The organism is Streptomyces sp. NPDC030296 (assembly GCF_055572815.1).
Genome location: NZ_JBVICQ010000020.1, coordinates 1 through 24,762, shown reverse-complemented (window position 1 = coordinate 24,762; position 24,762 = coordinate 1). Strand labels below are relative to the sequence as shown.

At 70.2% G+C, this 24,762-nt stretch carries 23 protein-coding genes, 1 rRNA gene and 1 pseudogene; 14 read left to right on the top strand and 11 right to left on the bottom strand.

The annotated features are described in order from the left end of the window. Window position 1: 1 nt before the first annotated feature. Window positions 2-166: a hypothetical protein gene (locus ACZ4Z3_RS37850; protein WP_468505314.1), complete on the bottom strand. Its 165-nt coding sequence runs from the start codon at window positions 164-166 to the stop codon at window positions 2-4. Between the two features lie 146 nt (window positions 167-312). Here ACZ4Z3_RS37850 and ACZ4Z3_RS37845 point away from each other — a divergent pair, with 146 nt between their 5' ends. Together ACZ4Z3_RS37845 and ACZ4Z3_RS37840 are read left to right on the top strand one after the other, a co-directional pair. Then, window positions 313-1,137, top strand: a complete 825-nt coding sequence (locus ACZ4Z3_RS37845; RefSeq protein ID WP_468505313.1) for an SCO4651 family lipoprotein — start codon at window positions 313-315, stop codon at window positions 1,135-1,137. A gap of 147 nt (window positions 1,138-1,284) precedes the next feature. Next, window positions 1,285-1,455: a hypothetical protein gene (locus ACZ4Z3_RS37840; protein ID WP_167738840.1), complete on the top strand. Its 171-nt coding sequence runs from the start codon at window positions 1,285-1,287 to the stop codon at window positions 1,453-1,455. A gap of 59 nt (window positions 1,456-1,514) precedes the next feature. On the opposite strand, the gene ACZ4Z3_RS37835 is transcribed toward ACZ4Z3_RS37840, so the two are convergent. Then, window positions 1,515-1,880: a metal-sensitive transcriptional regulator gene (locus tag ACZ4Z3_RS37835; RefSeq protein ID WP_468505312.1), complete on the bottom strand. Its 366-nt coding sequence runs from the start codon at window positions 1,878-1,880 to the stop codon at window positions 1,515-1,517. 188 nt (window positions 1,881-2,068) lie between these two features. On the opposite strand from ACZ4Z3_RS37835, the gene ACZ4Z3_RS37830 reads away from it, so the two are divergent. Both ACZ4Z3_RS37830 and ACZ4Z3_RS37825 read left to right on the top strand, forming a co-directional pair. Then, entirely contained in the window at window positions 2,069-2,689 is a 621-nt protein-coding gene (locus tag ACZ4Z3_RS37830) for a DUF47 domain-containing protein (protein ID WP_468505311.1), read from the top strand. Between the two features lie 7 nt (window positions 2,690-2,696). Then, window positions 2,697-3,695, top strand: a complete 999-nt coding sequence (locus ACZ4Z3_RS37825) for an inorganic phosphate transporter (RefSeq protein WP_468505310.1) — start codon at window positions 2,697-2,699, stop codon at window positions 3,693-3,695. A gap of 157 nt (window positions 3,696-3,852) precedes the next feature. Here ACZ4Z3_RS37825 and pstB read toward each other — a convergent pair whose 3' ends face one another. The 4 genes from pstB to pstS form a co-directional block, all read right to left on the bottom strand. After that, on the bottom strand, window positions 3,853-4,629 hold the full coding sequence (pstB, locus tag ACZ4Z3_RS37820; RefSeq protein WP_055538694.1) for a phosphate ABC transporter ATP-binding protein PstB: 777 nt from the start codon (window positions 4,627-4,629) through the stop codon (window positions 3,853-3,855). Window positions 4,630-4,700: 71 nt separating this feature from the next. After that, entirely contained in the window at window positions 4,701-5,765 is a 1,065-nt protein-coding gene (gene pstA, locus ACZ4Z3_RS37815) for a phosphate ABC transporter permease PstA (RefSeq protein WP_468505309.1), read from the bottom strand. Then, the gene (gene pstC, locus ACZ4Z3_RS37810; RefSeq protein WP_468505308.1) at window positions 5,762-6,769 is read right to left on the bottom strand and encodes a phosphate ABC transporter permease subunit PstC; all 1,008 of its coding nucleotides are present in this window, start codon (window positions 6,767-6,769) and stop codon (window positions 5,762-5,764) included. The genes pstA and pstC overlap by 4 nt, the downstream gene beginning before the upstream one ends. A 138-nt stretch (window positions 6,770-6,907) precedes the next feature. After that, window positions 6,908-8,035: a phosphate ABC transporter substrate-binding protein PstS gene (gene pstS / locus ACZ4Z3_RS37805; RefSeq protein WP_468505307.1), complete on the bottom strand. Its 1,128-nt coding sequence runs from the start codon at window positions 8,033-8,035 to the stop codon at window positions 6,908-6,910. 571 nt (window positions 8,036-8,606) lie between these two features. Between pstS and ACZ4Z3_RS37800 the strand changes: the two genes are divergently transcribed. After that, window positions 8,607-10,172 carry an FAD-binding oxidoreductase gene (locus ACZ4Z3_RS37800; protein ID WP_468505306.1) on the top strand — a complete coding sequence of 522 codons (1,566 nt, stop codon included), beginning with the start codon at window positions 8,607-8,609 and terminating at the stop codon, window positions 10,170-10,172. Window positions 10,173-10,267: 95 nt separating this feature from the next. Here ACZ4Z3_RS37800 and ACZ4Z3_RS37795 read toward each other — a convergent pair whose 3' ends face one another. Both ACZ4Z3_RS37795 and ACZ4Z3_RS37790 read right to left on the bottom strand, forming a co-directional pair. Further along, window positions 10,268-10,990, bottom strand: a complete 723-nt coding sequence (locus ACZ4Z3_RS37795) for a phosphatase PAP2 family protein (RefSeq protein ID WP_468505305.1) — start codon at window positions 10,988-10,990, stop codon at window positions 10,268-10,270. Between the two features lie 220 nt (window positions 10,991-11,210). Next, window positions 11,211-12,218, bottom strand: a complete 1,008-nt coding sequence (locus ACZ4Z3_RS37790; RefSeq protein WP_468505304.1) for a C40 family peptidase — start codon at window positions 12,216-12,218, stop codon at window positions 11,211-11,213. A 111-nt stretch (window positions 12,219-12,329) separates the two neighbouring features. On the opposite strand from ACZ4Z3_RS37790, the pseudogene ACZ4Z3_RS37785 reads away from it, so the two are divergent. Beyond that, window positions 12,330-12,587 (top strand): annotated as a pseudogene (locus tag ACZ4Z3_RS37785) (DUF397 domain-containing protein); the annotation flags it as partial. Window positions 12,588-12,748: 161 nt separating this feature from the next. Further along, window positions 12,749-13,327: a TetR/AcrR family transcriptional regulator gene (locus tag ACZ4Z3_RS37780; RefSeq protein WP_468505303.1), complete on the top strand. Its 579-nt coding sequence runs from the start codon at window positions 12,749-12,751 to the stop codon at window positions 13,325-13,327. Here the strand turns inward: ACZ4Z3_RS37780 and ACZ4Z3_RS37775 are convergent. Further along, a complete protein-coding gene (locus ACZ4Z3_RS37775) occupies window positions 13,314-14,180 on the bottom strand; it encodes a S1 RNA-binding domain-containing protein (protein ID WP_468505302.1) in 867 nt (288 codons plus the stop codon). The genes ACZ4Z3_RS37780 and ACZ4Z3_RS37775 overlap by 14 nt on opposite strands. Window positions 14,181-14,352: 172 nt before the next feature. On the opposite strand from ACZ4Z3_RS37775, the gene ACZ4Z3_RS37770 reads away from it, so the two are divergent. From ACZ4Z3_RS37770 to ACZ4Z3_RS37740, 7 genes are all read left to right on the top strand, one after another. Further along, window positions 14,353-16,125: an immunity 49 family protein gene (locus ACZ4Z3_RS37770; protein ID WP_468505301.1), complete on the top strand. Its 1,773-nt coding sequence runs from the start codon at window positions 14,353-14,355 to the stop codon at window positions 16,123-16,125. 472 nt (window positions 16,126-16,597) lie between these two features. After that, complete coding sequence (locus ACZ4Z3_RS37765) at window positions 16,598-16,906, top strand: hypothetical protein (RefSeq protein WP_055519934.1); 309 nt, start codon at window positions 16,598-16,600, stop codon at window positions 16,904-16,906. A gap of 213 nt (window positions 16,907-17,119) precedes the next feature. Further along, a complete protein-coding gene (locus ACZ4Z3_RS37760) occupies window positions 17,120-17,983 on the top strand; it encodes a DUF8175 domain-containg protein (protein ID WP_468505300.1) in 864 nt (287 codons plus the stop codon). Next, on the top strand, window positions 17,973-19,289 hold the full coding sequence (locus ACZ4Z3_RS37755; RefSeq protein WP_468505299.1) for a hypothetical protein: 1,317 nt from the start codon (window positions 17,973-17,975) through the stop codon (window positions 19,287-19,289). The genes ACZ4Z3_RS37760 and ACZ4Z3_RS37755 overlap by 11 nt, the downstream gene beginning before the upstream one ends. Next, a complete protein-coding gene (locus ACZ4Z3_RS37750) occupies window positions 19,286-20,842 on the top strand; it encodes an SCO6880 family protein (RefSeq protein WP_468505298.1) in 1,557 nt (518 codons plus the stop codon). The genes ACZ4Z3_RS37755 and ACZ4Z3_RS37750 overlap by 4 nt, the downstream gene beginning before the upstream one ends. A 4-nt stretch (window positions 20,843-20,846) precedes the next feature. Next, entirely contained in the window at window positions 20,847-22,277 is a 1,431-nt protein-coding gene (locus ACZ4Z3_RS37745) for an ATP-binding protein (protein ID WP_468505297.1), read from the top strand. A 100-nt stretch (window positions 22,278-22,377) separates the two neighbouring features. Next, window positions 22,378-24,054: a type IV secretory system conjugative DNA transfer family protein gene (locus tag ACZ4Z3_RS37740; protein ID WP_468505296.1), complete on the top strand. Its 1,677-nt coding sequence runs from the start codon at window positions 22,378-22,380 to the stop codon at window positions 24,052-24,054. On the opposite strand, the gene ACZ4Z3_RS37735 is transcribed toward ACZ4Z3_RS37740, so the two are convergent. Together ACZ4Z3_RS37735 and rrf are read right to left on the bottom strand one after the other, a co-directional pair. Further along, window positions 24,043-24,615, bottom strand: a complete 573-nt coding sequence (locus ACZ4Z3_RS37735; protein ID WP_468505295.1) for a GNAT family N-acetyltransferase — start codon at window positions 24,613-24,615, stop codon at window positions 24,043-24,045. The genes ACZ4Z3_RS37740 and ACZ4Z3_RS37735 overlap by 12 nt on opposite strands. A gap of 61 nt (window positions 24,616-24,676) precedes the next feature. Beyond that, a 5S ribosomal RNA gene (gene rrf, locus ACZ4Z3_RS37730) occupies window positions 24,677-24,762 on the bottom strand; the annotation flags it as partial.

The following is a 24,762-nucleotide window of genomic DNA, read 5'->3' as shown; positions in this document are numbered from 1 at the left end:
CTCACCCCGTGGCGGCATGCCCCTCGGCGTCGGTCCGGGCCAGGCTGCGGGCTCTGCGCGCCGGGCCGCGCCATCCGCAGGTGCAGCGGGCCACACAGAAACGGCCCTGTTCGACGGTCGTCGTGCGGTGCTCCTGCGGTAATACCGCCTCGTCGTGCTGTGCCACACGGTGACGTTACCCAAGGCAGGTGAACGTCTCACCAACTCGCGTCCCCGCACGCGCGGGAGGCACCCGCGTGACGACCGCCCCTACCCGTCGTTAACCGAACGGCAGGAGGACCCGGTACGGACCGGCCAGGGGGTTTGCGGGCGATGGTGAGGCGACGGCACAGCAGGGCGGGCTCGGTGGTCGTCGCCGCGGGACTCCTGGTCTCCCCCCTGGGCTGCGGCCCCGGCGCCCCCGGCGACGACCCCGCCGCCTCCGACCCCGTCGACCTCCTCCACCGCGCCGCTCCCGCCCTCGTCCGCGCGGGGAGCTCCAAGACCCGTACGGAGATGGAGATGGCCACCGGCGGCACCCGCGTCACCATCCACGGCGAGGGCGTCTACGACTACGGCAGACAGCTCGGCCGGTTGAAGGTGCTGCTGCCGCAGGACCCGGCCGGCGCCAGCGAGCACCGCCCCGTCACCGAACTCCTCGCCCCCGGCGCGCTGTTCATGAAGAACCGGGGCGCGGGCGTCCCCGCCGACAAATGGGTCCGCGTCGACACCGGCACCCTCTCCGACGGCAACCTGGTCACCGGCGGCGCCACCGATCCGTTCGCCGCCGCCGAGGTGCTGCGCGGCGCCCGCTCCGCGACCTACGTAGGGCGGGCCCAGGTCGACGGCACGCCCGTGAGTCACTACCGCGGCACCGCCGACCTCACCGCCGCCTCCCGCGCCGCCTCCGAGAGCAACCGGGCCCCGCTGCGCGCCGCGGCCCGGGGGTTCGCCACCGCCACGGTCCCCTTCGACGCGTACCTCGACGACGAGGGCCGGATCCGCAAGGTCCGCCACCGGTTCAGCTTCGTCAACGGCCGGCAACAGGACACGGTGGCCGTCGCCTCGACGACCCTGCTGTACGACTTCGGCGTCCACGTCGCGGTGCGGCTGCCGCGGCCGGAGGACATCTACGCGGGGAAGATCGCGGAGGACTAGGGGCCTTCCGGCCGGGTCCCGTGCCGCGGTTCGCGGCCGTCCCTCGGGGAAGGTGCGGGGCCGGAAATGGTCCGTTGGTGCCATGCGCGGCCTGTGGGCCGCTGCCTACCCTAGGAAGTCGGTGACGGCGGAGAAGAGGTGATGCGCGTGGCTCCGGCAGGCGGTACGGCGGTCCATGACCACGTGGCCCTCGCCGAGATCGAGCTCTGCGGTGAACTGATCATCGCCGCCTCGGCCACCGACGGGGACCGCCTCAGCCCCGACCGCATCGACGAAGTCCTCCGCGTGGGCGAGGAACGCGCCCAGGACGCCCCGTAGTCCTCCCCCGAGCACGCGGCGGTGGCCGAAATTCGATCACCGGGCGGCCGGGACGATGCTCAGGTCCGCAGCAGCCGGCCGATGGCCTTCGTGGCCTCCTCGACCTTCGCGTCGACCTCGGCACCCCCCTTGAGGGCCGCGTCGGCGACGCAGTGCCGCAGGTGTTCCTCCAGCAGTTGCAGCGCGAAGGACTGCAGGGCCTTGGTGGAGGCGGAGACCTGCGTGAGTATGTCGATGCAGTAGACGTCCTCGTCGACCATCCGCTGGAGCCCTCGAATCTGGCCCTCGATGCGCCTGAGCCGCTTGAGATGCTCGTCCTTCTGGTGGTGGTACCCATGGATTCCATGGTCGTGATCGGTCACGACAGGCGGCTCCACGGCGTCCGCGACGGAGGGCGCTTGCGCGCCGGCCCCGGTGGTCGTCATCGCGTCCTCCAGACATATACCCCTACTGGGTATATCGTATCGAACTTTGGCGGGTATACGGCCTCCGGGCAGCCCCCCTGTCGACGCCGTCGGCCGATGGGCGACACTGGGGGACGGCCCATTAGCCGTGGCCGGATGATGCACTTAGCATCAGCCTGACCGAAACCGATGCACCCCGAGGACCCCTTGTGCGCTTTCGTCTGACCCCCAGGGAGACGAGCTTCTACGACATGTTCGCCGCCTCCGCGGACAACATCGTCACGGGCTCGAAGCTCCTCATGGAACTGCTCGGGGCGGACACGTCTGCCCGGGCCGAGATCGCGGAGCGCATGCGGGCAGCCGAGCACGCCGGTGACGACGCCACCCACGCGATCTTCCACCAGCTGAACTCCTCGTTCATCACACCGTTCGACCGCGAGGACATCTACTCCCTCGCGTCGTCCCTCGACGACATCATGGACTTCATGGAGGAGGCCGTCGACCTGGTCGTCCTCTACAGCGTCGAGGACCTCCCGAAGGGCGTCGAGCAGCAGATCGAGGTGCTGGCACGCGCGGCCGAACTGACGGCCGAGGCGATGCCCCACCTCCGCACGATGGACAACCTCACCGAGTACTGGATCGAGGTGAACCGGCTGGAGAACCAGGCGGACCAGATCCACCGCAAGCTGCTCGCCCATCTCTTCAGCGGCAAGTACGACGCCATCGAGGTCCTGAAGCTCAAGCAGATCGTGGATGTGCTGGAGGAGGCGGCGGACGCCTTCGAGCACGTGGCGAACACGGTGGAGACCATCGCGGTCAAGGAGTCCTGAGCCCTTCATGGACACCTTCGCTCTGGTCGTGACCATCGGGGTCGCGCTCTTCTTCACGTACACCAACGGCTTCCACGACTCCGCGAACGCGATCGCGACCTCGGTCTCGACCCGGGCGCTCACCCCGCGCGCGGCCCTCGCCATGGCCGCGGTCATGAACCTCGTGGGTGCCTTCCTGGGCAGCGGGGTCGCCAAGACGGTCAGCGAGGGGCTGATCTCCACGCCGGAGGGTTCGAAGGGGATGGGCATCCTTTTCGCCGCCCTCGTCGGCGCGATCACCTGGAACCTCGTCACCTGGTACTTCGGCCTGCCGTCCTCCTCCAGCCACGCGCTGTTCGGCGGCATGGTGGGCGCGGCCCTCGCGGGCGGTACGACGGTCTACTGGTCCGGCGTCCTGGAGAAGGTCGTCATCCCGATGTTCGTCTCCCCGGTGGTCGGCCTGGTCGTCGGCTACCTGGTGATGGCGGCGATCATGTGGATCTTCCGCCGGGCCAACCCGCACAAGGCCAAGCAGGGCTTCCGTATAGCGCAGACCGTGTCGGCGGCCGGCATGGCCCTCGGCCACGGTCTCCAGGACGCCCAGAAGACGATGGGCATCGTGGTGATGGCCCTGGTCATCGCGGACGTCGAGGACTACGGCGACCCGATCCCGATCTGGGTGAAGATCGTCTGCGCCGTCATGCTGTCCCTCGGCACGTACGCGGGCGGCTGGCGCATCATGCGCACCCTGGGCCGGAAGATCATCGAACTCGACCCGCCGCAGGGCTTCGCCGCGGAGACCACCGGCGCGTCGATCATGTTCATCACGGCCTTCATCTTCAAGGCCCCCATCTCGACGACCCACATCATCACCTCGGCGATCATGGGTGTCGGCGCCACGAAGCGGGTGAACGCGGTCCGCTGGGGCGTCGCCAAGAACATCGTCCTCGGCTGGTTCATCACCATGCCGGCGGCTGCCATCGTCGCCGCGACCAGTTTCTGGATCGTGAACCTGGCGTTCCTCTGACGGGAGCACCGTCGGAAAAGGGCGCGGGCCCGTCCCCCGGGAGCCGGGGGACGGGCCCTTTACCTACCTCGTGGCGGCACCGCCATGCAGCACCACGAGGGGTTCTCATGGCCGGACGGAGGCCGGGACGGCGGCTCCCTCCGGCCGAGGCGTCGGCCTAGCCGAAGCGGCCGGAGATGTAGTCCTCCGTGGCCTGCACCGACGGGTTGGAGAAGATCCGCTCGGTGTCGTCGATCTCGATCAGCTTGCCCGGCTGCCCGACGGCCGCCAGGTTGAAGAACGCCGTACGGTCCGAGACACGCGCCGCCTGCTGCATGTTGTGCGTCACGATGACGATCGTGAACCGTTCCTTCAGCTCACCGATGAGGTCCTCGATGGCGAGCGTGGAGATCGGGTCCAGGGCCGAGCAGGGCTCGTCCATGAGCAGCACGTTCGGCTCGACCGCGATCGCGCGGGCGATGCAGAGCCGCTGCTGCTGACCGCCGGAGAGGCCGGAGCCCGGCTTGCCCAGGCGGTCCTTGACCTCGTTCCAGAGGTTGGCGCCCTTGAGGGACTTCTCGACGACGTCGTCCATCTCGGACTTCTTCTTGGTGCCGACGAGCTTCAGGCCGGCCGCCACGTTGTCGTAGATCGACATCGTCGGGAACGGGTTGGGGCGCTGGAAGACCATGCCGACCTCACGCCGCACCGACACCGGGTCGACCCCGGCGCCGTACAGGTCCTCGTCGTCGAGCATGACCTTGCCCTCGACGCGGCCACCCGGCGTGACCTCGTGCATCCGGTTCAGGGTGCGCAGGAAGGTGGACTTGCCGCAGCCGGAGGGGCCGATGAAGGCCGTCACGGTGCGGGGCTCGACGGTCATCGAGATGTCCTCGATGGCCCGGAAGGAACCGTAATAGGCGTTGAGGCCGCTGACGTCGATTCGCTTGGCCATGTGAATCACTGCTTCTTTCGCGAGGAATTCGCGGGGAATCCGCTGGGGGAACTGGTCGCTGTATGGCCGCGTCAGCGACCGGTCTTGGGAGCCTTCCAGCGGGCGATGCCGCGGGCCGCCAGGTTCAGGATCATGATGAAGGCGATGAGCGTCAGGGCCGCCGCCCACGCACGGTCGTACGCCGCTCCGGAGCCGCCGCTGTTGGCGTACTGCAGGTAGATGTACATCGGCAGCGACGCCTGTGGGTCGGAGAAGGGGTTCGTGTTGATGAAGTTCGAACCCCACACCAGCAGCAGGACCGGGGCTGTCTCACCGGCGATACGGGCGACCGCGAGCATCACACCGGTCGTGATACCACCGATCGCGGTCGGGAGCACCACCTTGAGGATCGTGCGCCACTTCGGCACGCCCAGCGCCAGCGAGGCCTCGCGCAGCTCGTTCGGGACGAGCTTGAGCATCTCCTCGGTGGAGCGGACGACGACCGGCAGCATCAGGATGGTCAGCGCCATCGCGCCGGCGAAACCGGACGGGCCCATGTCCAGGATCAGGATCCAGGTACTGAGGATGAACAGGCCCGCGACGATCGACGGGACACCCGTCATGACGTCGACGAAGAAGGTGACGGCCTTGGCGAGCTTGCCGCGGCCGTACTCGACGAGGTAGATCGCGGTCAGCACGCCGATCGGCACGGAGATCAGGGTGGCGAGGCCGACCTGCTCCAGGGTGCCGAGGATGGCGTGGTAGATGCCGCCGCCGGGCTCGGTGTCGGCGACCACGCCCATCGAGTGCGTGAGGAAGTAGGTGTCGAGGACCTTCACACCGCGGCTGACGGTCTCCCAGACGAGGGAGGCCAGCGGGACGACGGCGAGGAGGAACGCGACCCAGACGACGCTGGTCGCGACGCGGTCCTTGGCCTGCCGCTTGCCCTCGACGCGGGCGGCGATGCCGAACGTCCCGGCGACGAAGAGGACGCCCGCGATCAGGGCCCACTGGATGGAGCTCTCCAGGCCGAGCGCGGCGGAGATGCCGAGGCCCAGGGCGACCGAGGCGGCGGCGACCGCCCAGGAGAACCACTTCGGCAGGGACGCGGCGCGCAGGGAGCTGGGGCGCTTGTCGGAGAGAGTTGCGTTGCTCATGCGTTGGCCCCCGAGAACTCCTTGCGGCGGGCGATGATCAGGCGGGCCGCGCCGTTGACCAGCAGGGTGATGACGAACAGGACCAGACCGGAGGCGATGAGCGCGTCCCGGCCCATCTCGGTGGCCTCGCTGAACTTGCTGGCGATGTTCTGGGCGAAGGTGCCGCCGCCCGGGTCGAGCAGGCTGAGGTTGATCTCGAAGCTGGAGGACAGGACCATCGCGACGGCCATCGTCTCGCCGAGGGCGCGGCCGAGGCCGAGCATCGAGGCGGAGATGACACCGGAGCGCCCGAAGGGCAGGACCGCCATGCGGATGACCTCCCAGCGGGTGGCGCCGAGGGCCAGCGCGGCCTCCTCGTGCATCTGCGGGACCTGGCGGAAGACCTCGCGGCTCACGTTGGTGATGATCGGCAGGATCATGATCGCGAGCAGGATGCCGACGGTGAGCATCGAACGGGGCGCGCCGCCCTGCCATTCGAAGATGCCGGTCCAGCCGAGGTAGTCGTTCAGCCAGCCGTAGAGGCCGTCGAGCTGCGGGACGAGCACGAGGGCGCCCCAGAGGCCGTACACGATGGACGGCACGGCGGCGAGCAGGTCGACCACGTACGCGATGGGGCCGCCCAGCTTGCGCGGGGCGTAGTGCGTGATGAACAGGGCGATGCCGACGGCTACGGGGACCGCGATGGCCATCGCGATGATCGACGACACGATGGTGCCGAAGGCCAGCACCGCGATGCCGAAGACCGGCGGGTTGCCGGTGGGGTTCCACTCGAAGGTGGTGAAGAAGTTGCCCTCGTCCTTGCCGATCGCGAGCGCGGCGCGGTAGCTGAGGAACACGGCGATGGCCGCCATGATCGCCAGCAGGAAGATGCCGGAGCCGCGGGAGAGGCCGAGGAAGATCCGGTCACCGGGGCGGGTGGCGCCGCGCGCGGCGCGCTTCTCCTCCGCGGCGGGCGGTGGCGGTGTGGAGGGGAGGGGAGCGTCTTTGGTCGTGGATATGTCCATCAGGTTCTCCGGTCTGCGGAGCCGCCGTCGTGCGGACGGCGACTCGGGGCGGAGCCGTCCGCGGTGGCGGAACGGCTCCTGGCGGCGGTGCACCGGACGGTGCGGCCCAGTCCCGGTGGGGGCTGGGCCGCACTCAGGTCAGCTCAGTTCCGAGATGGTCGTGCGGACCTTGGTGATGATCTCCTCGGGCATCGGGGCGTAGCCGGCGTCGGCGAGCAGGCCCTGACCGTCCTCGGAGGCGATGTAGGTGAGGAAGGACTTGGTGGCGGGCAGGGTGTCCGCCTTGTTGCCCTTGTCACAGACGATCTCGTAGGTGACGAGGGTGATCGGGTAGGCGCCCTCGGCGGTCGGCGTGTAGTTCAGCTTCAGCGCGAGGTCCTTGCCGGTGCCCACGACCTGGGCCTCGGAGATGGCCTTGGTGGCGTTCTCGACGGTCGCCTTGACCGGCTCGGTGGCGCCGGTCTTGATGTCGACCGTGCTCATGCCGTCCTTGGCGTACGACAGCTCCATGTAGGAGATGGCGCCCTTGGTCTCCTTCACGCCCTGCGCGACACCGGAGGAGCCCTGCGCGGACTGGCCGCCCTTGGCCTGCCAGGCCTTGCCGCCCTCGTACTTCCAGTTGTCGGGCGCGGCGGCGATCAGGTACTTGGTGAAGTTGTCCGTGGTGCCGGACTCGTCCGAGCGGTGGTACGGCTGGATCTTGAGGTCGGGCAGCTTGGCGTCGGGGTTGAGCGCCTTGATGGCCTTGTCGTTCCAGTTGGTGATCTTGCTGTCGAAGATCAGCGCGAGGGTCTTGGCGTCCAGGACCAGGCTGTCGACGCCCGGGACGTTGTAGCCGACCGCGATCGGGCCGCCGACCATCGGCAGGTCGATGCCCTGACCGCCCTTGCAGACCTCCTTGGAGGCGGTGACCTCTTCCGGCTTCAGCGCGGAGTCGGAACCGGCGAAGGCGACCTGGCCCTGGGTGAACGCGGTGATACCGGCGCCCGAACCGCTGCCCTTGTAGTTGATCTGGACGCTCTTGCAGGCGGCCGTGTACTGCTTGACCCAGGCGTCGATGGCGTTCTTCTGCGCGGAAGAGCCGTCGGCCAGCAGCTGGCCCTTGGCGTCGCCGCAGTCGATCTTGCTGTTGGCCGGCGCCGAGCTGCCGCCCGCGCTGCCGCCACCCGTGTCGTCCGACCCACAAGCCGTCAGGGTCAGGGCGCCGGTGACGGCGACAGCACCGAGAGAAAGGGCGCGCAGCCGGTTCTTGCGCTGAAGCTTCACTTTCGGGGGTTCCTTCCAGGAGCCGCCGTCCACATGGCGGCGTGCGAAGTCGTCGTATCAGCCTCAGGAGTGCTTTTGCGGGCACCGTCGTCCCTCTGGCTGCTGTCGTCACGGGAGGCGGGGCCGCGTTCTCGGCCCACATCCCGCACCGGGTAAGGCCGAAATTAGGCAGATCAGGTGAAGCCGCCGATGGACGGAAGTGAACGGCGAGTGAACCCCTGCCGACAGTGCGGTGAGGTAACGGAATGCTTACGGCGGCCACCACCCTCTGGACCGAGCACCCGCTCGCACTGCCACCCTGCGGTGGGGTCGATCGGCATCTATGCAATTCACAGGCGGAGAAATCCTTAAGAAAAGGAAACTCCACCCATACCAGACACGTCCACCCGGGCGGGGTGAGGGGCGCGGGGAACCACCGAGCACCCGCACACGCACGACGACATCGGGCACCCGAGCCCATGGGCGCCCCGATCAGGCGCACCCGAAGGCACACGGCGGCGGAGGGAACCCCACCCCCACCAACCCCCGTCTCGTCTCACGACACCCACTCGCGGCGCACCGGGAGGCGCACATGGAACGGCGTACGTTCATCGGCGGCGGCGCGGCCGCACTCACCGCACTGACCGCCTCGGCCTGCGGCTCCGGCGGCGGCTCCGACGCCTCGGCCACGGCCACGAACGCCTCCCTCCGGACGACGACCACGGCCCACGGCGCGGGCAGGAAGCCCACGGCGGTCAACTGGGCCGCCCTCGCCCGCGACCTCGACGGGCCGCTGGTCCGCCCCGGTGACAAGGCGTGGACGACGGCCCGCCAGCTCTACAACACCCGCTTCGACACCCTGAAGCCCACCGCCGTCGCCTATGTCGCCCACCCCGACGACATCCGCACCACCCTCGCCTACGCCAGGGCCCACGACCTCAAGGTCGCGATACGCAACGGCGGCCACTCCTACGCCGGCTGGTCCTCCGGCAACGGCCGGCTGATAGTCGACGTCTCCAAGCTCAACAAGGTCCGCGCCTCCGGCGGCGAGGCCGTGATCGGCGCCGGCGCGAAGCTCATCGACGTCTACCGCGCGCTCGCCGCCAAGGGCGTCACGATCCCCGCCGGCTCCTGCCCCACCGTCGGCGTCTCCGGCCTCACCCTCGGCGGCGGCCATGGTGTGACGTCCCGCGCCTACGGCCTGACCTGCGACAGCCTCACCCAGGCCACCCTCGTCACCGCGGACGGCAAGCAGCTCGTGGCGAACGCCACCACCAACCAGGACCTGTTCTGGGCCCTGCGCGGCGCCGGCAACGGCAACTTCGGCGTGGTCACCGAACTCCGCTTCAAGACCCACGCGGCCCCTCCCGGCGTCACCGCGTACCTCACCTGGCCCTGGTCCAGGGCCGCCGCCGTCCTGAAGGCATGGCAGGAGTGGGGGCCCACCCAGGCCGACGAGATCTGGTCGTCCTGCCACATCGCGAAGGCGGCCGGCGGCACCCCGACCGTCTCCGTCGCCGCCTTCTCCCTCGGCACCTACGGCGAGCTCCAGAACGCCGTCGACCGACTCGCCGACCGGGTCGGCGCGCCGGCCCGCAGCGTCTCCCTCAAGCGCCGTACGTACGAGGACGCCATGGAGGGCTACGCGGGCTGCGGCTCCTTCGCCGAGGACGCCCAGTGCCATCTGCCCGGCACGACGCCCGGCCGCTCGCCCAAGGGCAGGCTGGGCCGCGAGACGTACGCCGCCCGCTCCGACTTCTTCGACCGCTCGATCTCCTCGGCGGGCATCCAGACCCTGCTGACCCGGATCACCGGAGTGAAGAGCGGCGCGGGCAGCATCGCCCTCACCGCGCTCGGCGGCCAGGTGAACCGCGTCTCGCCGACGGCGACGGCCTTCGTCCACCGCCGCTCGCGGATGCTGGCCCAGTACATCGCCTCCTGGAAGCCCGGCACCTCCGGCACGGCCGCCCAGTCCTGGCTGGACGGCGCCCACAAGTCGATGGCCCGCCACGCCTCGGGCGCCGCCTACCAGAACTACACCGACCCCACTCTCACGGACTGGAGGAAGGCGTACTACGGCGACGCGGCCGGCCGGCTGACCACCCTGAAGAAGAAGTACGACCCGAACCGCTTCTTCACCTTCCCCCAGGCGCTGTAGCGCTCACCGGGGCCCGCGGCGGCCCCATGACGACGGCCCCCTCACCGACACGCGGTGAGGGGGCCGTTCGGTCGTGTCGGGCCGGGCGGTCGCGGCTACGCCGCCAGGTCCCGCTCCTCGGAGGAGGACGTCTCGACGCGCGCGCCCGGGATCACGGCGCGCTGACCGTCACGCCCGCGCGCCCGGACGAGCCACGCCACGCGGGGCGACCGCTCGATCGCCTTCATCAGCGGCGTCAGCAGCGCCATGGCGAGCGGCGAGAGCAGCAGGGCGACGGCGGTGCCGAGCGCGAAGCCGCCGATCACGTCGGTCGGGTAGTGCACGCCCATGTAGACCCGGATGAAGCCGCCGAGGAGGCCGATGACGAGGCCGATGAGGCCGAACTTCCGGTTGGCGACGAAGAGGCCGACCGCCATCGCCATGATCAGGGTCGCGTGATCGCTCACGAAGGAGTAGTCGGTCTTGCCGGAGACGAGCACCTCCAGCCCCTCGTGGTCGAGGAAGGGCCGGGGCCGCTCGACGAAGCCCCGTATCGGCACGTTGATCAGGACGGCGACACCGGCGGCCAGCGGCGCCCACGCCAGCGCGGCCACGGACGAGGCCGCGTCCTCGCCGCCGCGCTTGCGCACGCCCCACCAGCACCACAGGATCAGCAGCACCATGGCGAACAGCAGGCCGTACTCGCCGACGAACTCCATGACCCGGTCGAGCCAGGTCGGGGCGTCCTTGGCCAGGCCATTGATGTCGTAGAGCAGCTCGACGTCGGGATTGGATCCGGAATCAGCGGCAAGTGCGGCATGCGCGGCGAGTCCAGCCATCGTGCTGCGGCCCTTTCGTCATCGTTCCCGCGACCGCACCCGTACGTGCGCCGCGCTGCCACCCCCGTGGTGTCCGTAGGCGTCAACGCGCTACGTCAAATAGGAACGCACACTTCTCTCCAATGCGTTCCACCCTCCACTGAATGATCACTCAGACGTTATCGAAGAGAGACGCGTCGCCGCAGCTCAGGGCACGGGTTCACGGAGAATTACGGGCCCGTCAGACGGTCTTGGGCAGCGCTTTCGCGCCATCCTCGGTGACCCGGGTGGCCCCGAAGTAGTCGGGGGTGTCAATCGGGTCGAACCGGATGACCGCGCCCGGCCGCGGGGCGTTGATCATATATCCGCCCCCCACATAAATCCCGACGTGCCGAATGGCGCGGGAGTTGGTGAGGTCGTCGGAGAAGAAGACGAGATCACCCGGCAGCAGTTCGTCCCGCGAGGGGTGCGGCCCGGCGTTGTACTGATCGTTCGCGACGCGGGGCAGCGTGATCCCCACACTCGCGTACGCCGCCTTCGTCAGCCCCGAGCAGTCGAAGCGTCCACCCTGGTCAGCGGTGCCGTTGCCGCCCCAGAGGTAGAGCGTGCCGAGCTTCTTCTGGGCGTACGCGATGGCGCCCGCCGCCTGCTCGCTCGGGTCGACGCGGCTCGTGGGCGCGGCGAAGCTCTCCGACAGCGTCGTGATCGTCTTGACGTAGTTCTGGGTCTCCTTGTACGGCGGGACGCCCCCGTACTTGATGACGGCGTACGCGCCCGCGTTGTAGGAAGCGAGCATGTTCGCGGTCGGATCCCCGGGTACGTCCTTCACGTACGAGGCGAGCTTGCAGTCGTACGAGGCGGCCGATGGAATCGCGTCATTCGGGTCCCAGACGTCACGGTCGCCGTCCCCGTCACCGTCCAGCCCGTGCGTCGCCCACGTCCCCGGAATGAATTGCGCGATCCCCTGGGCCGCGGCGGGGCTCTGCGCCTTCGGGTTGAACCCGCTCTCCTGGTACAGCTGGGCCGCCAGCAACGCCGGATTGATGGCGTCGCACAGATTGCCCCATTTCTGCACGAGAGGCTGGTACGCCGCGGGAACGGCACCCTTGGCCAGTCCGACGACCTTTCCGCCGACCCCGTTGGCGAGGTTCCCGGCGACCAGATAGACACCGACGACCAGCAGCATGACGAAAGCGAGTCCGGTGCCGACAGCGGAGATCACCACGATCCATGCCTTACGCACCGTCAACCGCCCCTCACCGCCCGCGAGTCCGCCGACGGTAAGTGTAGAGGCGGCCCTCCTTCTTAGGAATGATCACTCACGGCACTCCGTCCCCTTCGTCCACAAGGAGCACCCGCCATGTCCGACGTCCCCCCGGATCTCGACTGGATCCGCGCGGCCCCCGAGGACGCCACCGGCCCGGGCCCCTGGTTCGAGCTGGCCTTCGGCGAGGGGGACGGCGAGGACGACCCGGAGGCCCCCGTCCACATCCGCGAGACCAGCGCCCCCGACGTCGTCGTCACCACCAACCGCCGTAAGTGGGACGCGTTCGTCCTGGGCGTCCAGGCGGGGGAGTTCGACCATTTCGTGGCGGGGGTGGAGGGGTTCGAGCCGACACCGGGGTCGGTCGAGACACCGGCTGCGGACCCGGCACCGGCGGCAGCCGAGACGCCGGGCGCGGCCGAGGCGCCGGGCACCCCCTAGGTACACGGCGCGCCCCTCCCGCGCAGTACTCTACTGAAGCGTCCCGCACGTAGTACTACGCATGGAGTGGTGTGATGGTGAGACGGAACGACCAGCGCCGCGCCGCCCTCGTCGACGCGGCGATCGAGGTCCTGGCCAGGGAAGGCGCCCGCGGTCTCACCTTCCGCGCGGTGGACGCCGAGGCCGCCGTCCCGGGCGGCACCGCGTCCAACTACTTCGCCAACCGCGACGACCTGCTCACCCAGGCCGGCGCCCGCGTCTACGAGCGGCTCCAGCCCGACGAGGCCACGATCGCCCGCCAGCGGGCCGCCGGCCGCGACCGGGAGACGTACGTGGAGCTGATGCGCGAACTCGTCGGCCGCGTCGCCTCCTTCCGCACCGGCTACCTCGCCCTGCTCGAACTCCGCCTGGAGGCGACCCGCCGACCCGAACTGCGCAAGGTCCTCACCGAACGCGTCCGCGCCGACGTCGACGCCAACGTCGCCTACCACGAGGCGTCCGGCCTCCCCGGCGACGCCATGGCCGTCAAGCTCCTGATGCTCACCCTGAACTGGCTGATCGTCGAACAGCTCACCCTCCCCGACGTCTTCTCGGAGGCCGAGCGGGAGCAGCTGGTGACCGCCGCGGTCGAACGCGTCGTCACCGCCGAGTAGGCGGGCGCCCGGAACCGGGTGCGCCGCCCGGCTCGCCCGGCGCCGGCACCCGGGACAGCAGAAGCGTCCGCCGCTCCCGGTCGACCTCGACGACGGCCACCGTCACCTCCTCCCCCTCCGCCCCGACCCTCTCGGGAACCGCCGGGTGCTCGGTCGCGGGCCCGTTCGGCGGCCGGACGAGCCCCTGGACCCCGTCGGCGACCTCGACGAACACCCCGAACGGGACCGCCTTGGTGACCCGCCCGCGCAGCTCCTGCCCCACCGCGACCGCGTCGGCGAACTCCTGGAACGGGTCCGGCAGCAGCGACCGCAAGGACAGCCGGGCCTCGCCGTTGCTGGTGTCGAAGTGCAGGAAGGCGCCGGACACCCGCTCCCCGACCCGTACGACGTCCGCGGGGTCGTCGAAGTACCGCCAGGAGAGCTCGGGGAAGGTGACGAACCCGACGCCGGGGTGGATCGGATGCGCCGGCCCCTCGTCCAGCGCCACGAACACGCCGAAGCTCTCGATCGAGGCGACCGTGCCGCTCAGCACCCGCCCGGCCCGAAGCCCTCTCAGAAACCGCCAGAGCAGCGGGTGTCGGGTGGCCGCCGTCGACATCCGCACCTCACCCCGGCCCGGATCGACCCCGATCACCTCACCCGTCACCCGCCGCCCCACCACCAGGCCCGCCTCCGCCCGCGGCCCCCACGTCAGATCCAGCGCCCCCACCGCCCCGAGCGGACGCGACGGGAACCCGTCCAGCACCACGGCCGCCCCACGGGACGTCACCTCCGCGACGACCCCGCCCAGCACCTCACCGACCCGCACCCCGGCCAGGAACGCCCGTACGGCCTCCTGCTCGCCCTCTCCCACCCACGCCCCTTCCACCGTCCGAAACCCCTGCTGCCCGCGACCCCGTCCAGGTGGCCGAAACCGCTCCCTCGGGCCTGCCTCCGGGCCTCGCCCCATCCGCCGAGCCTCCCTCAAGCGCCGAGGTCGGCCTAGGCTGGCGAACAAGATCACTTCCATGGGGAGCGGGACAGCAGTGCGCAGAGAACGCCACCAGGTCGACGCGGCGGCGATATCCGCGGTTCGCGAGGGCTTCCACAACCGGATCGTCGGAGAGGTCTGGTCGATGTCGAGGGCCGGCGCCATGACGGCCCACGAGTGGTGGTGGATCTCGGACCGGCTCGTGGAGTACCTGGCCGCCCTCTCCCTGCAGAACCCCGACCTCGACGTCCCGGAGGCCAAGGCCGTCCTCGACGACGCCACCGAGGCGGCGGCCGGCGCGGTCGCGTACACCGTGTACCACCCGCACAACCGCTTCCAGGTCTTCCTCAACTACGTGAACTTCGGCCGGGACTACGAGCCCGAACCGGGCCACCCCGAGGCACCGGCCCCGACCACCCCGCACCGCTGGCTCGACTCCTTCTGCCTGGCCGTCCTCTCCGACAAGGCCGAACGGCACGGCGAGGCCTTCCACTTCGCCCGCGAGGCCGCCCGGGAAGGCGGCGCGGGCCTCCCCTCGGTCGAACTGATCAGCGGCTTCATGGCGTACGTCATCGGCGACACCGGGGACGACTCCGCCGCCCACCCGCCCACCCGGGCGGACGTCCTCGCCGCGCTCGACGCCGCGTACGCCCGGATCCACTCCCTGGACCACATGACCGGCGGCGCCCAGGGCCTCCTGCGGCACCCCCACACCACGGCCCTGCACGCCCTGCACGCCCTGGCGAGCGGCGACCGGTCCGCCTTCGGCACCCATCTGGCGGCACTGCTCCGGCCGTACAGCGCCCTCTCCGGCCCGGTCACCAGCCCCGCCACCCTGCTGCCCCTCCTCCCCCTGGCCCTGGCGGCCCTGGCCCACCGCAGGGAGGGCTGGCCGCCGCCCCTCGACACCGACTACCTGCCGCACGCCCTGGTCACCGGCTTCACGGCGCCCGGCCCGCGGGTGCGGGGTTTCGGCCGCGACAGGCGCCGGGACGCGGTCGCCGAACTGGCCGCCGGACCGGTGGTGTTCGAACGCCCGGGGAACCCTCAGCCGATCCATCCGGCCAGCGAGGCCGACTACGAGCAGTACACGCGGGAAGCCTTCACCCCGGTGCCCGGCAAGCCCCTGTCACCGGCGAAGCTGGCGTGGGCCGTCGGCTACCAGGAGATCCTCTTCAAGGCCCGCGCCTCGCACTCCGCCGACGTCACGGACGGGCAGCTCGCCCATCTGCGCCTCGCCGCCGAGATGGGCGCCGCCCTCTTCCGCACCACGCTCGCCGCCCCCGGCACGGACGTCGAGGTCACGATCGACGGCCGGCGCCTCGTCTACCCGGCGTACCACGGGGACCAGGCCGGACCGGGCGCCTGGCACACCGCCGTCAACCTGGCCCTGATCACCGGCGTACGCGAGCACCTGGCCCCGCTCGTCCTCGCCGGCCCCGCCCGCCTCGCCCAGGACGACTCCGCCTTCGCCTCCTACCGCGAGGCCCTGCTCACCTACCTGCGGGGCGAGGACCCCGAGCCCGTCACGGAGCGGGCCCTGCACGACCACGGCAAGGCCAGGGACTGGGGCTTCTTCCCACCGCCCGCGATCCTCTTCTCCCAGCTCGTCGAGGGCGACGAGGAGAGCTTCAACCTGGCCCTGCTGGATGCCCTGGAGGCCCACCGCGACCACCACCGGGTGGCCGACCACGCCAACACCACCGACGCCGCCCTCAACCTCGACATCCTGGCCCTGACCTGCCACGCCCACCGCCGGGGATGGACGACACACGTCACCACCCCGTACCTCCCGCCGCGCCTCCTGAAGGCGGCCCGCCCCTTCTGAGCGCGGCCGCCCGGACACCCCCGCCCCGGGCGCGCCCCTTGCGTCCACATCAGGCACACTCGAAACCCGGCGAACACCGGACCGACACCCCGTCAGAAGCGGGACCGGACCGGCTGCTTCACCACCACCGGCCCCACCAGGCCGAACCACCCGGAAAAAGGGGACTAACGACGGAACCACACCACAGGTTCCGGTTTAACCTCGTTGCCCGGCGTAACCTGTCGTGATACACAGAGTGACTATACGACCCTTCGTGTACCGCTCCGCGTCCCCCGTTAGGGTCCCACGCAGGCCGGAAGCAAGGGATACGTACGAAACCCGCCAATCAATGACGCCAAGTCGACATACGACAGCGTCATTGTCAGCGAGAATGGGCCCGACCTCTGCGCACCCGCGCCAGGGGCGCAGCGCGGACGCCGAGCCGGACGCGATGCAGAGCCAGCGGAACTACCCACTAGGGGCGGTGACTTACATGTTCATTGCGGCCGACAAGGGCGACATCACCACCATCATCGGCGGAATCGCCCCGGACTGGGGGCCTTTCGGCAGCCTGGGCAACGAGGCACGCGTGATGATCGAGGTCGTGATGGCGGTCGCCATCCTCCTCTGCCTGGGCATCGCCATCTGGGGCGCGGCCAAACAGCGCATCGGCGCGACCGCCCTGCGCGACACGTTCAGCGCCGAACAGGGCAAGGGCCTCATCATCGCCGGTCTCACCGGCGTCTTCATCATCGGTTCACTGGGCACGCTCTTCACCATCGTGTACGGCATGGCCGTGTAGCACCGCGGTCCGGCCACGTCCCGGCCGGGCTCGCCCGCTTTCCGGTCCCCCACTACCCCACCCGTCCGTCGTGCCCACCGGCTGAGGTTGCGTCTCCCTGATGTCGAGTCACCACACCGCGCCCGCGCGGGAACCAGCGCGGCTACCGTCGTATTGCCACGCGTTTTCGTACGCGTCCACGTACGGCGTCGAAGTTGAAGGGGCGAACGCGGCATGAGTCTCGGCGACGACCACGGCTACGGCGAGTCCTCGCGCGGCACAGACGACGGGACGTACGGGGGGTACGCCGGCACCGGCCAGACCCGCACCCGACTCCCCGACCGCGCCAGCGACCCCTACGGCGGCGCCCCCCGCCGCCCCCGCTCCTCCTCCAGAAGCCTCGTCACCATCGTCGGCGTCATCGTCCTCCTCATCGCCGCAATCGCCTTCGCGAACCGAGGAAACGACGACACGACGGACGGGACATCGACCGGGGACAAGCCGGAGACGGCCCCTACGGCGGCCTCGGGCGAGCGGCCGGTGAAGTCGAAGACCGCAGGTATCCCCACGGGGTACGCGCGGAGCGAGCAGGGTGCGCAGAGCGCGGCGACCAACTACACCGCCGCGCTGGGCTCGGACGGCATGTTCAACAGCGCCGAGCGGCACCAGATCGTCGCAACCATCGCTGCTCCGGATGCCTTGCAGCGCCTCCAAACCGGATTCGACGACGACTACTCCGCCGCGTTCTTGAAGACGCTCGGCCTCAACGACGACGGCAGCGCGCCGTCGGGGAGCACCTTCGTCAACCGCACCCTCCCAGTGGGCGCCAAGGCAACGTCGTACAACTCTGACGCCGCCACGGTCGAGGTCTGGTGCAACAGCCTGTTCGGCCTCACCGGAGAGAACACCACCAATCCGGTGACCAACGGCTGGTTCACCGTGACCCTGAAGCTGAAGTGGGCCGACGGTGACTGGAAGGTCATGGAGACCAGTCAGAAGACCGGCCCGACCCCCGTCAACGCAGACGATCCGGTCTCCGGAGCCGACGAGATCGGCAAGGCGGTCGAGGAGTTCGGAGGGTTCACGTATGCCCGGTAGCCCGCGTCGCGCAGTCACGCTCACCGGTGCTGTGGCGGCCATCCAGGTCAGCGCCAGCCTTCTGGCGACCCGTGCCTTCGCCGCACCCGACCCTTCGCCCTCCCCCTCGTCGAGCAATGACCCCTGCTCTCTGATCTCCGGCCCCGCCAAGGACTACTGCGAACGAGAATCCGGCGACAAGGGCGACACCAGTACCGTCCCCGACAAGATCACCGGCACCCTCGACCCCCTCTCCTCCCTGGCCCAAGGCTGCGCCGACGCCGCGTCCTGGACCATCGACAAGCTGTCCGCCGCCGTCAACGAGACCGCGAACGTCGACTTCACGAACCCCAAGTTCCTCCAGCAGTACGCGGTCGTCTTCGCCGCGTCGACGATCCTCACGCTCGTCCTGTGGCTGCTCGCGGTCGCCAAGCGGGCCGTACGAGGCGTCCCCCTCACCACTGCCCTGTCGGAAGCCGTCGGCTTCCTCTGGCTCACCGTCCTGGCCTCCGCCTTCACCCCCCTGATCCTCTACACGATCGTCTCGGCGACCGACGGAGTCACCGAGGTCCTCGCCAAGGCCACCGGCGACCAGACGGACACGTTCTTCGGCACGTTCTCCGGCGCCCTCAAGAAGGGCGAGGACATCGGCGGCGGGCCCATCATGCTCATCGTCGTCTCCCTCGTCTCCATCCTCGCCGCCGGCGTCCTCTGGTTGGAGCTCGTCATCCGCGCCGCCCTGCTCTACGTCGGCGCCCTCCTCGGCACCGTCGTCTACGCCGGCCTGGTCGACAAGAACCTGTGGGGCCACGTCCGCCGCTGGGCCGGCATCATGATCGCGGTCATCCTCATCAAGCCCGTCATCGTGATCGTCCTCGGCCTCGCCGGCGCCCTCTCCTCCGACGACGGCCCCGACGCCTTCTCCGCCGTCGTCTCCGGCCTCGCGATCATCCTCCTGGCCATCTTCGCCTCGGCGATGATCTACCGCTTCGTCCCCGGCTTCGGCGACGAGATCGCCAACTCCCGCAACAACCGACTGATGAGCGGCGCCGAAAGCAAGGCCGCCGCCGTCATCAGCTCTCCCGCCACCCTCGTCGCCCAGGGCATCAAGACCCACAGCACCCGGGCCGACAACAACAGCGGCGGAGGCGGAGGCGGGCCCCGGCCCGCCAACCCCGTCTCCGGTGGCGTGGCCGCCCACAGCTCACGCGCGGGCGGCGGCGGAACTGTCCCCTCCGCCGCACCCCCACCCCGCACGAGCCCCACCAACACCCCCCACGCCAGTAACACCCGCAACAGCAACCGCACGGGAGGTGAAGGGCGTTGACGACCGAGTCCCACCTGTCCCATCCGGTCACGCCCCGCCGTACATATCTGATCGGCCGTGCCCGGCCGAACGCGATCATCGGCCGGAACCGCGAGTCCGGCGAGATCGCGCTCATCATCGCGGGCGCGTTCCTCGGCATGATGTGCGGTCTCCTCGTCCCGGTGCTCGTCCCGCGCATCGCCCTGCTGACGGGTTTCCCGATGCTGGCGCTCGCCGCGGTCTACGTGCCGTACAAGCGGCGCACCTTCTACAAGTGGTTCGAGATCAACCGCAGCTACAAGCGGACGGTCCGCCGCGGCGCCACCTACCGCTCCGCCGCCATGGAGGCCGGCACCAGCCTCGACGGCCGTGAGGTCGAGGTCGGCCCCCCGCCGGGCATCGGCCGCATCACCTGGCTCGCCGCCCCGTTCGGCCCGGACGAGATCGCCGTCCTGCTGCACGCCGACCGCAGGACCGTCACCGCCGCCATCGAGATCGAGGGCCCCGGCGTCGGCCTGCGCGACTCCGAGGACCAGGAAGCCCTCGTCGACCGCTTCGGCACCCTCCTCAAGCACGTGGCCAACGGCGACGGCTTCGTCACCCGCCTCCAGATGCTCGCGCGCACCCTGCCCGCGGACCCGGACGCCCACGCCAAGGACGTCGCCCAGCGCGGCGACGACCGCTCCCCGGCCTGGCTGCGGCAGTCGTACGACCAGCTCCAGTCCATGGTGTCCACGAGCAGCGAGCAGCACCGCGCGTACCTGGTCGCCTGCATGCACTACACCCGCGAACTGGCCGCCGAGGCGCACGCCATGGCCCGCGCCGCCCGCCCCCAGGGCCGCAAGCTCGACAAGGACGCCGGCCTCGCCGTCGTCATGGCCCGTGAGCTGACGGACATCTGCTCGCGCCTCCAGGAGGCCGACATCCGCGTCCGGCAGCCCCTCGGCCAGGGCCGCCTCTCCTCCCTGATCCACTCCATGTACGACCCGGACCACCCGATCGACCACATCCAGGCCATGACCAAGCGCAACGCCTGGCCGGCCGAACTGGACGCGACGGAACCGGACTTCCTCCAGGCCAAGACCCGCGAGTCCTCCACCCGCGCCCCCTGGTGCCACGCCACCGCCTGGGTGAAGGAGTGGCCGATGACCCCGGTCGGCGTGAACTTCCTCGCGCCCCTCCTCGTCCACACCCCCGACGTGATCCGCACGGTCGCCGTCACCATGGACCTGGAGCCGACCGAGGTCGCCATCGAGCGCATGCTCACGGAGAAGACCAACGACGAGGCGGAGGCGTCCCGCGCCGCCAAGATGAACCGCACGGTCGACCCGCGCGACGTAGCCTCCCACTCCCGCCTCGACCAGCGCGGCGAGGACCTGGCCAGCGGCGCCGCCGGCGTCAACCTCGTCGGCTACATCACCGTCTCGTCCCGCTCCCCCGAGGCCCTCGCCCGCGACAAGCGGACCATAAGGGCCTCCGCCGGAAAGTCGTACCTGAAGCTGGAGTGGTGCGACCGCGAGCACCACCGGTCCTTCGTCAACACCCTCCCGTTCGCCACCGGAATCCGAAGGTAGGGCCATGCGGGACCCGCTGTCCGTCCTCACCGACGCCTTCACGTCCTTCCTCTTCGGCAAGGTCGAGACGACCCGCCTCCCGGTGCGTACGTCCACCGGCCAGGCCCAGGCGGTCTACCTGCCGACCGCCGCGCCCGGCCTCGGCGACTCAGGCGTGATCATCGGCCGCGAGGTCTACTCCGGCAAGGGCTACATCTACGACCCCTTCCAGCTCTACGGCCAGCAGCTGCCCGCCCCGCACTGGCTCGTCCTCGGCGAGTCCGGCAACGGCAAGTCGGCCCTGGAGAAGACGTACGTCCTGCGCCAGCTGCGCTTCCGCGACCGCCAGGTCGTCGTCCTCGACGCCCAGGGCGAGGACGGCGTCGGCGAGTGGAACCTCATCGCGCAGGAGCTGGGGATAACTCCCATCCGCCTGGACCCCACGGCCGCCCTCGACCACGGGATCCGCCTCAACCCCCTCGACCCGTCGATCACCACCACGGGCCAGCTCGCGCTGCTCCGGACGATCATCGAGGTGGCGATGGGCCACGGCCTGGACGAGCGTTCCGGCTTCGCCCTGAAGGTCGCGCACGCCTACGTCAACGAGACCATCGTCGAACGCCAGCCGGTCCTCACCGACATCGTCGAGCAGCTCCGCCACCCCGAGCCGGAGTCCGCGGAGGCGATGAACGTCGCCATAGACGACGTACGGGCGTGGGGCCTGGACGTGGCCCTGGTCCTGGACCGCCTCGTCGACGGTGACCTCCGCGGCATGTTCGACGGCCCGACGACGGTGGGCATCGACCTCGACGCCCCGCTCATCGTCTTCGACCTCTCCCACATCGACCGCAACTCCATCGCCATGCCCATCCTCATGGCGATCGTCGGTGTCTGGCTGGAGCACACCTGGATCCGCCCCGACCGGAAGAAGCGCATCTTCCTGGTCGAGGAGGCCTGGCACATCATCAACAGTCCCTTCGTGGCCCAGCTCTTCCAGCGCCTGCTGAAGTTCGGCCGACGCCTCGGTCTGTCGTTCGTCGCGGTCGTCCACCATCTCTCCGACGTCATCGACGGAGCGGCGGCGAAGGAAGCGGCCGCCATCCTCAAGATGGCGTCGACGAGGACGATCTACGCCCAGAAGGCGGACGAGGCCCGCGCCACGGGCCGTGTCCTCGGCCTCCCCCGCTGGGCGGTGGAGATCATCCCGACCCTCACCCCGGGCATCGCGGTCTGGGACGTCAACGGCAACGTCCAGGTCGTCAAACACCTGATCACCGAGACGGAACGCCCCCTCGTCTTCACCGACCGCGCCATGACCGAGTCCTCCGACGACCACCTCCTGGACGACGACGCCCTGCGCGCCGCCGAACTGGAGGCCGAGCAACGGGCCGCCGCGTTCGTGGAGCATCTGAGCGACGTCGACGGCTACGGCTCCTCCGAGTCCACGGTGGCCTGAGCGAGCGAGGGACGAGCCGGTACGGGCGGACGAGCGAACCGTACCGGCGAGGGACGGGCGTGAACGGCGCAGGAGGAGACGGCGTGAACGGCGGCGTGCGATGAGACCAGACGACCGACACCGGCACCCCCAGCAGGGCGGAGGCGGCATCCCCGACGGGCTGCTGATCGCCGTCCTCGGTTTCCTTGTCGGCCTCACCCTGCTCGTCTGGTCCGCGACCGGCCTGGCCGGCCTGTTCGCACACGGCGCCTGGCCGGACCGCGTCACGTTCACGCGCACGCCCCTGGCCGTACGCAGCCTGGTCTCGGCCCCGCAGGACCTCCCGGCCGCCTGGCCCGACACCCCGGCCGCCCAGCTCTCCGGCTACGGCCTCTTCTGGGGCCTCCTCATCGGCCAGCTGATGATCCTGCTCGTCCTCACGGTCTTCATCACGGGCACCCTGGCCCGCTGGAGAGCCGTCCGCGCCAGGGAGAAGGCGGCACGAGCACAGGCCGGGGCCCAGCCGGCACCTCTCCCGCCCCACACCCAGGTCCCGACACCCCCGGTCCCGGAACCGAGGAACGGCACCGCTCCCCTCCCCGGCGCCGACCCGGCCCCGGTTCCCTTCGCGACGCCCCCGGGCACGGGCACGGAACGCGAGACGGTGACCGCCGGGACGGACATCGCCTACGAGACGAGCGCCGCCCAAGGAGCCGCCCCCGCTGCTCCGCCCGCCCCGGCCGCCCCTGTTACTCCGGCCGCGACGGCACAGCCCGCCCCTCCAGTTCCCGCCCCCGCGCCCTCCCTGCCGACGAGGGCAGGAGTCCCTGGGGCCCCCTTCCCGGCCGACGGGAAGCCGGCGGGCGTGCGGCCCACCCCCGCTCTGCTCCTCGGCGGCGCGGAGACCCGTCGCCCCGCCGCCATCCAGGCGGTACGTGACGCCGAGGGCCCGGCCCTGGTCGTCACCTCCGACCCCGTCCTCTGGTCGGACACCAAGGACGCCCGGGCGAAGCTGGGTCCGGTCCTCCTCTACGACCCGGCGCACCGCTGCGACACTCCGGCCCGCCTCCACTGGTCCCCCATCTCCGGCTGCGAGGACAAGCCCACCGCGGCGGCCCGCGCCACGGCCCTCCTCGCCCCGATCCGCCCCACGGCCAAGATCGACCAGGCAGTGACCGACGCGGCGGAGACCCTCCTCCGCAGCTATCTGCACGCCGCGGCGATAGATTCCCGCACCGTCCGCCACCTCCACCGCTGGGCCCAGGGCACGAACGTCCAGGAAGCCGTACGCATCCTCCGTACGAACGCGAAGGCGGCGGCCGGCTCCGCGGGCGAACTGGAGTCGGCCCTCACGTCCCACCCCGAACGCCGGGACATCGCCCAGGCTCTGACGGCTCGTGCGCTCTCGGCGCTCTCCACGGTCAACGTCCGGGAATCCTGCACGCCGAACCGAGCGGACTCGCTGGTCCTGGATTCCTTTGTGCACGAGGGGGGAACGCTCTATGTGGTCGGCGACCCCATCGAGGACCCGAAGGCGAACCCTTCCGCCATGCCGCTGTTGACGGCCCTCGCCTCAAGCGTGGTCGAGCGCGGCCGGCGCGTGGCCGAACGGTCATCCTCCGGCCGCCTCGACCCACCACTCACCCTGGTCCTCGACGACGTGGCCGCCGTGGCCCCGCTGCCCCAGCTGCCCGACCTCCTCGCCACCGGAACGGACCGGGGCCTGCCGACACTGGCCCTCCTCCGCTCCCGCGAGCAGGCCCGAGCCCGCTGGCCTCACGCCGAGCTACCGGTCTAGCGCACGGTCGAGCACGAACTCCAACTCGGACTGCCCGCCATGCCCGGCCACCGGCACAGTCCGCCCGCTCGGCCTGAACCCCACCTTGCGGTAGAACGCCTGAGCCCGCGGATTCTCCTCGTGGACGATCAACCGAACCCGTTCCACCTGGCGGCTCCAGGCCCACTCCACGGCAGCGTCGAAAAGCCGCTCGGTGAGCCCACGTCCCCGCTCCTCAGGCCGCACGTACACCCCGACGAGATGGCCCTGCTGCCGTTCCACGGGCATCCCGGCCCAGTCCGTGGACCCGGCTTCCTCGATCAGTACGGTGACGGACCCGACCCATGTCCCGTCCGCCCGTTCGGCGATGATCTGCCGCACCCCGCGTGCCCCTTCGGCACCGCCGGCGGCCCGCTCCTGCCAGAAGGAATCAGGCTTGCCTTTGGCCTGCTCGTACGTCTCCAGAAAGGCGACGTGGGCCATGGGATCCTGCAATGAGGCCAGCCGCAGCTCTTTCACCGCAGGCCATTCCTCCGCGTGTATGAAGCGAACCGTGTATTTCTCCGCACCCGTGTCACTCATACAAGGACCCTAAACGCAGAAAGCCCCCGCTGGTTTCCCGGCGGGGGCTTTCTCAATGATTGTTCGGCGGCGTCCTACTCTCCCACAGGGTCCCCCCTGCAGTACCATCGGCGCTGTGAGGCTTAGCTTCCGGGTTCGGAATGTAAC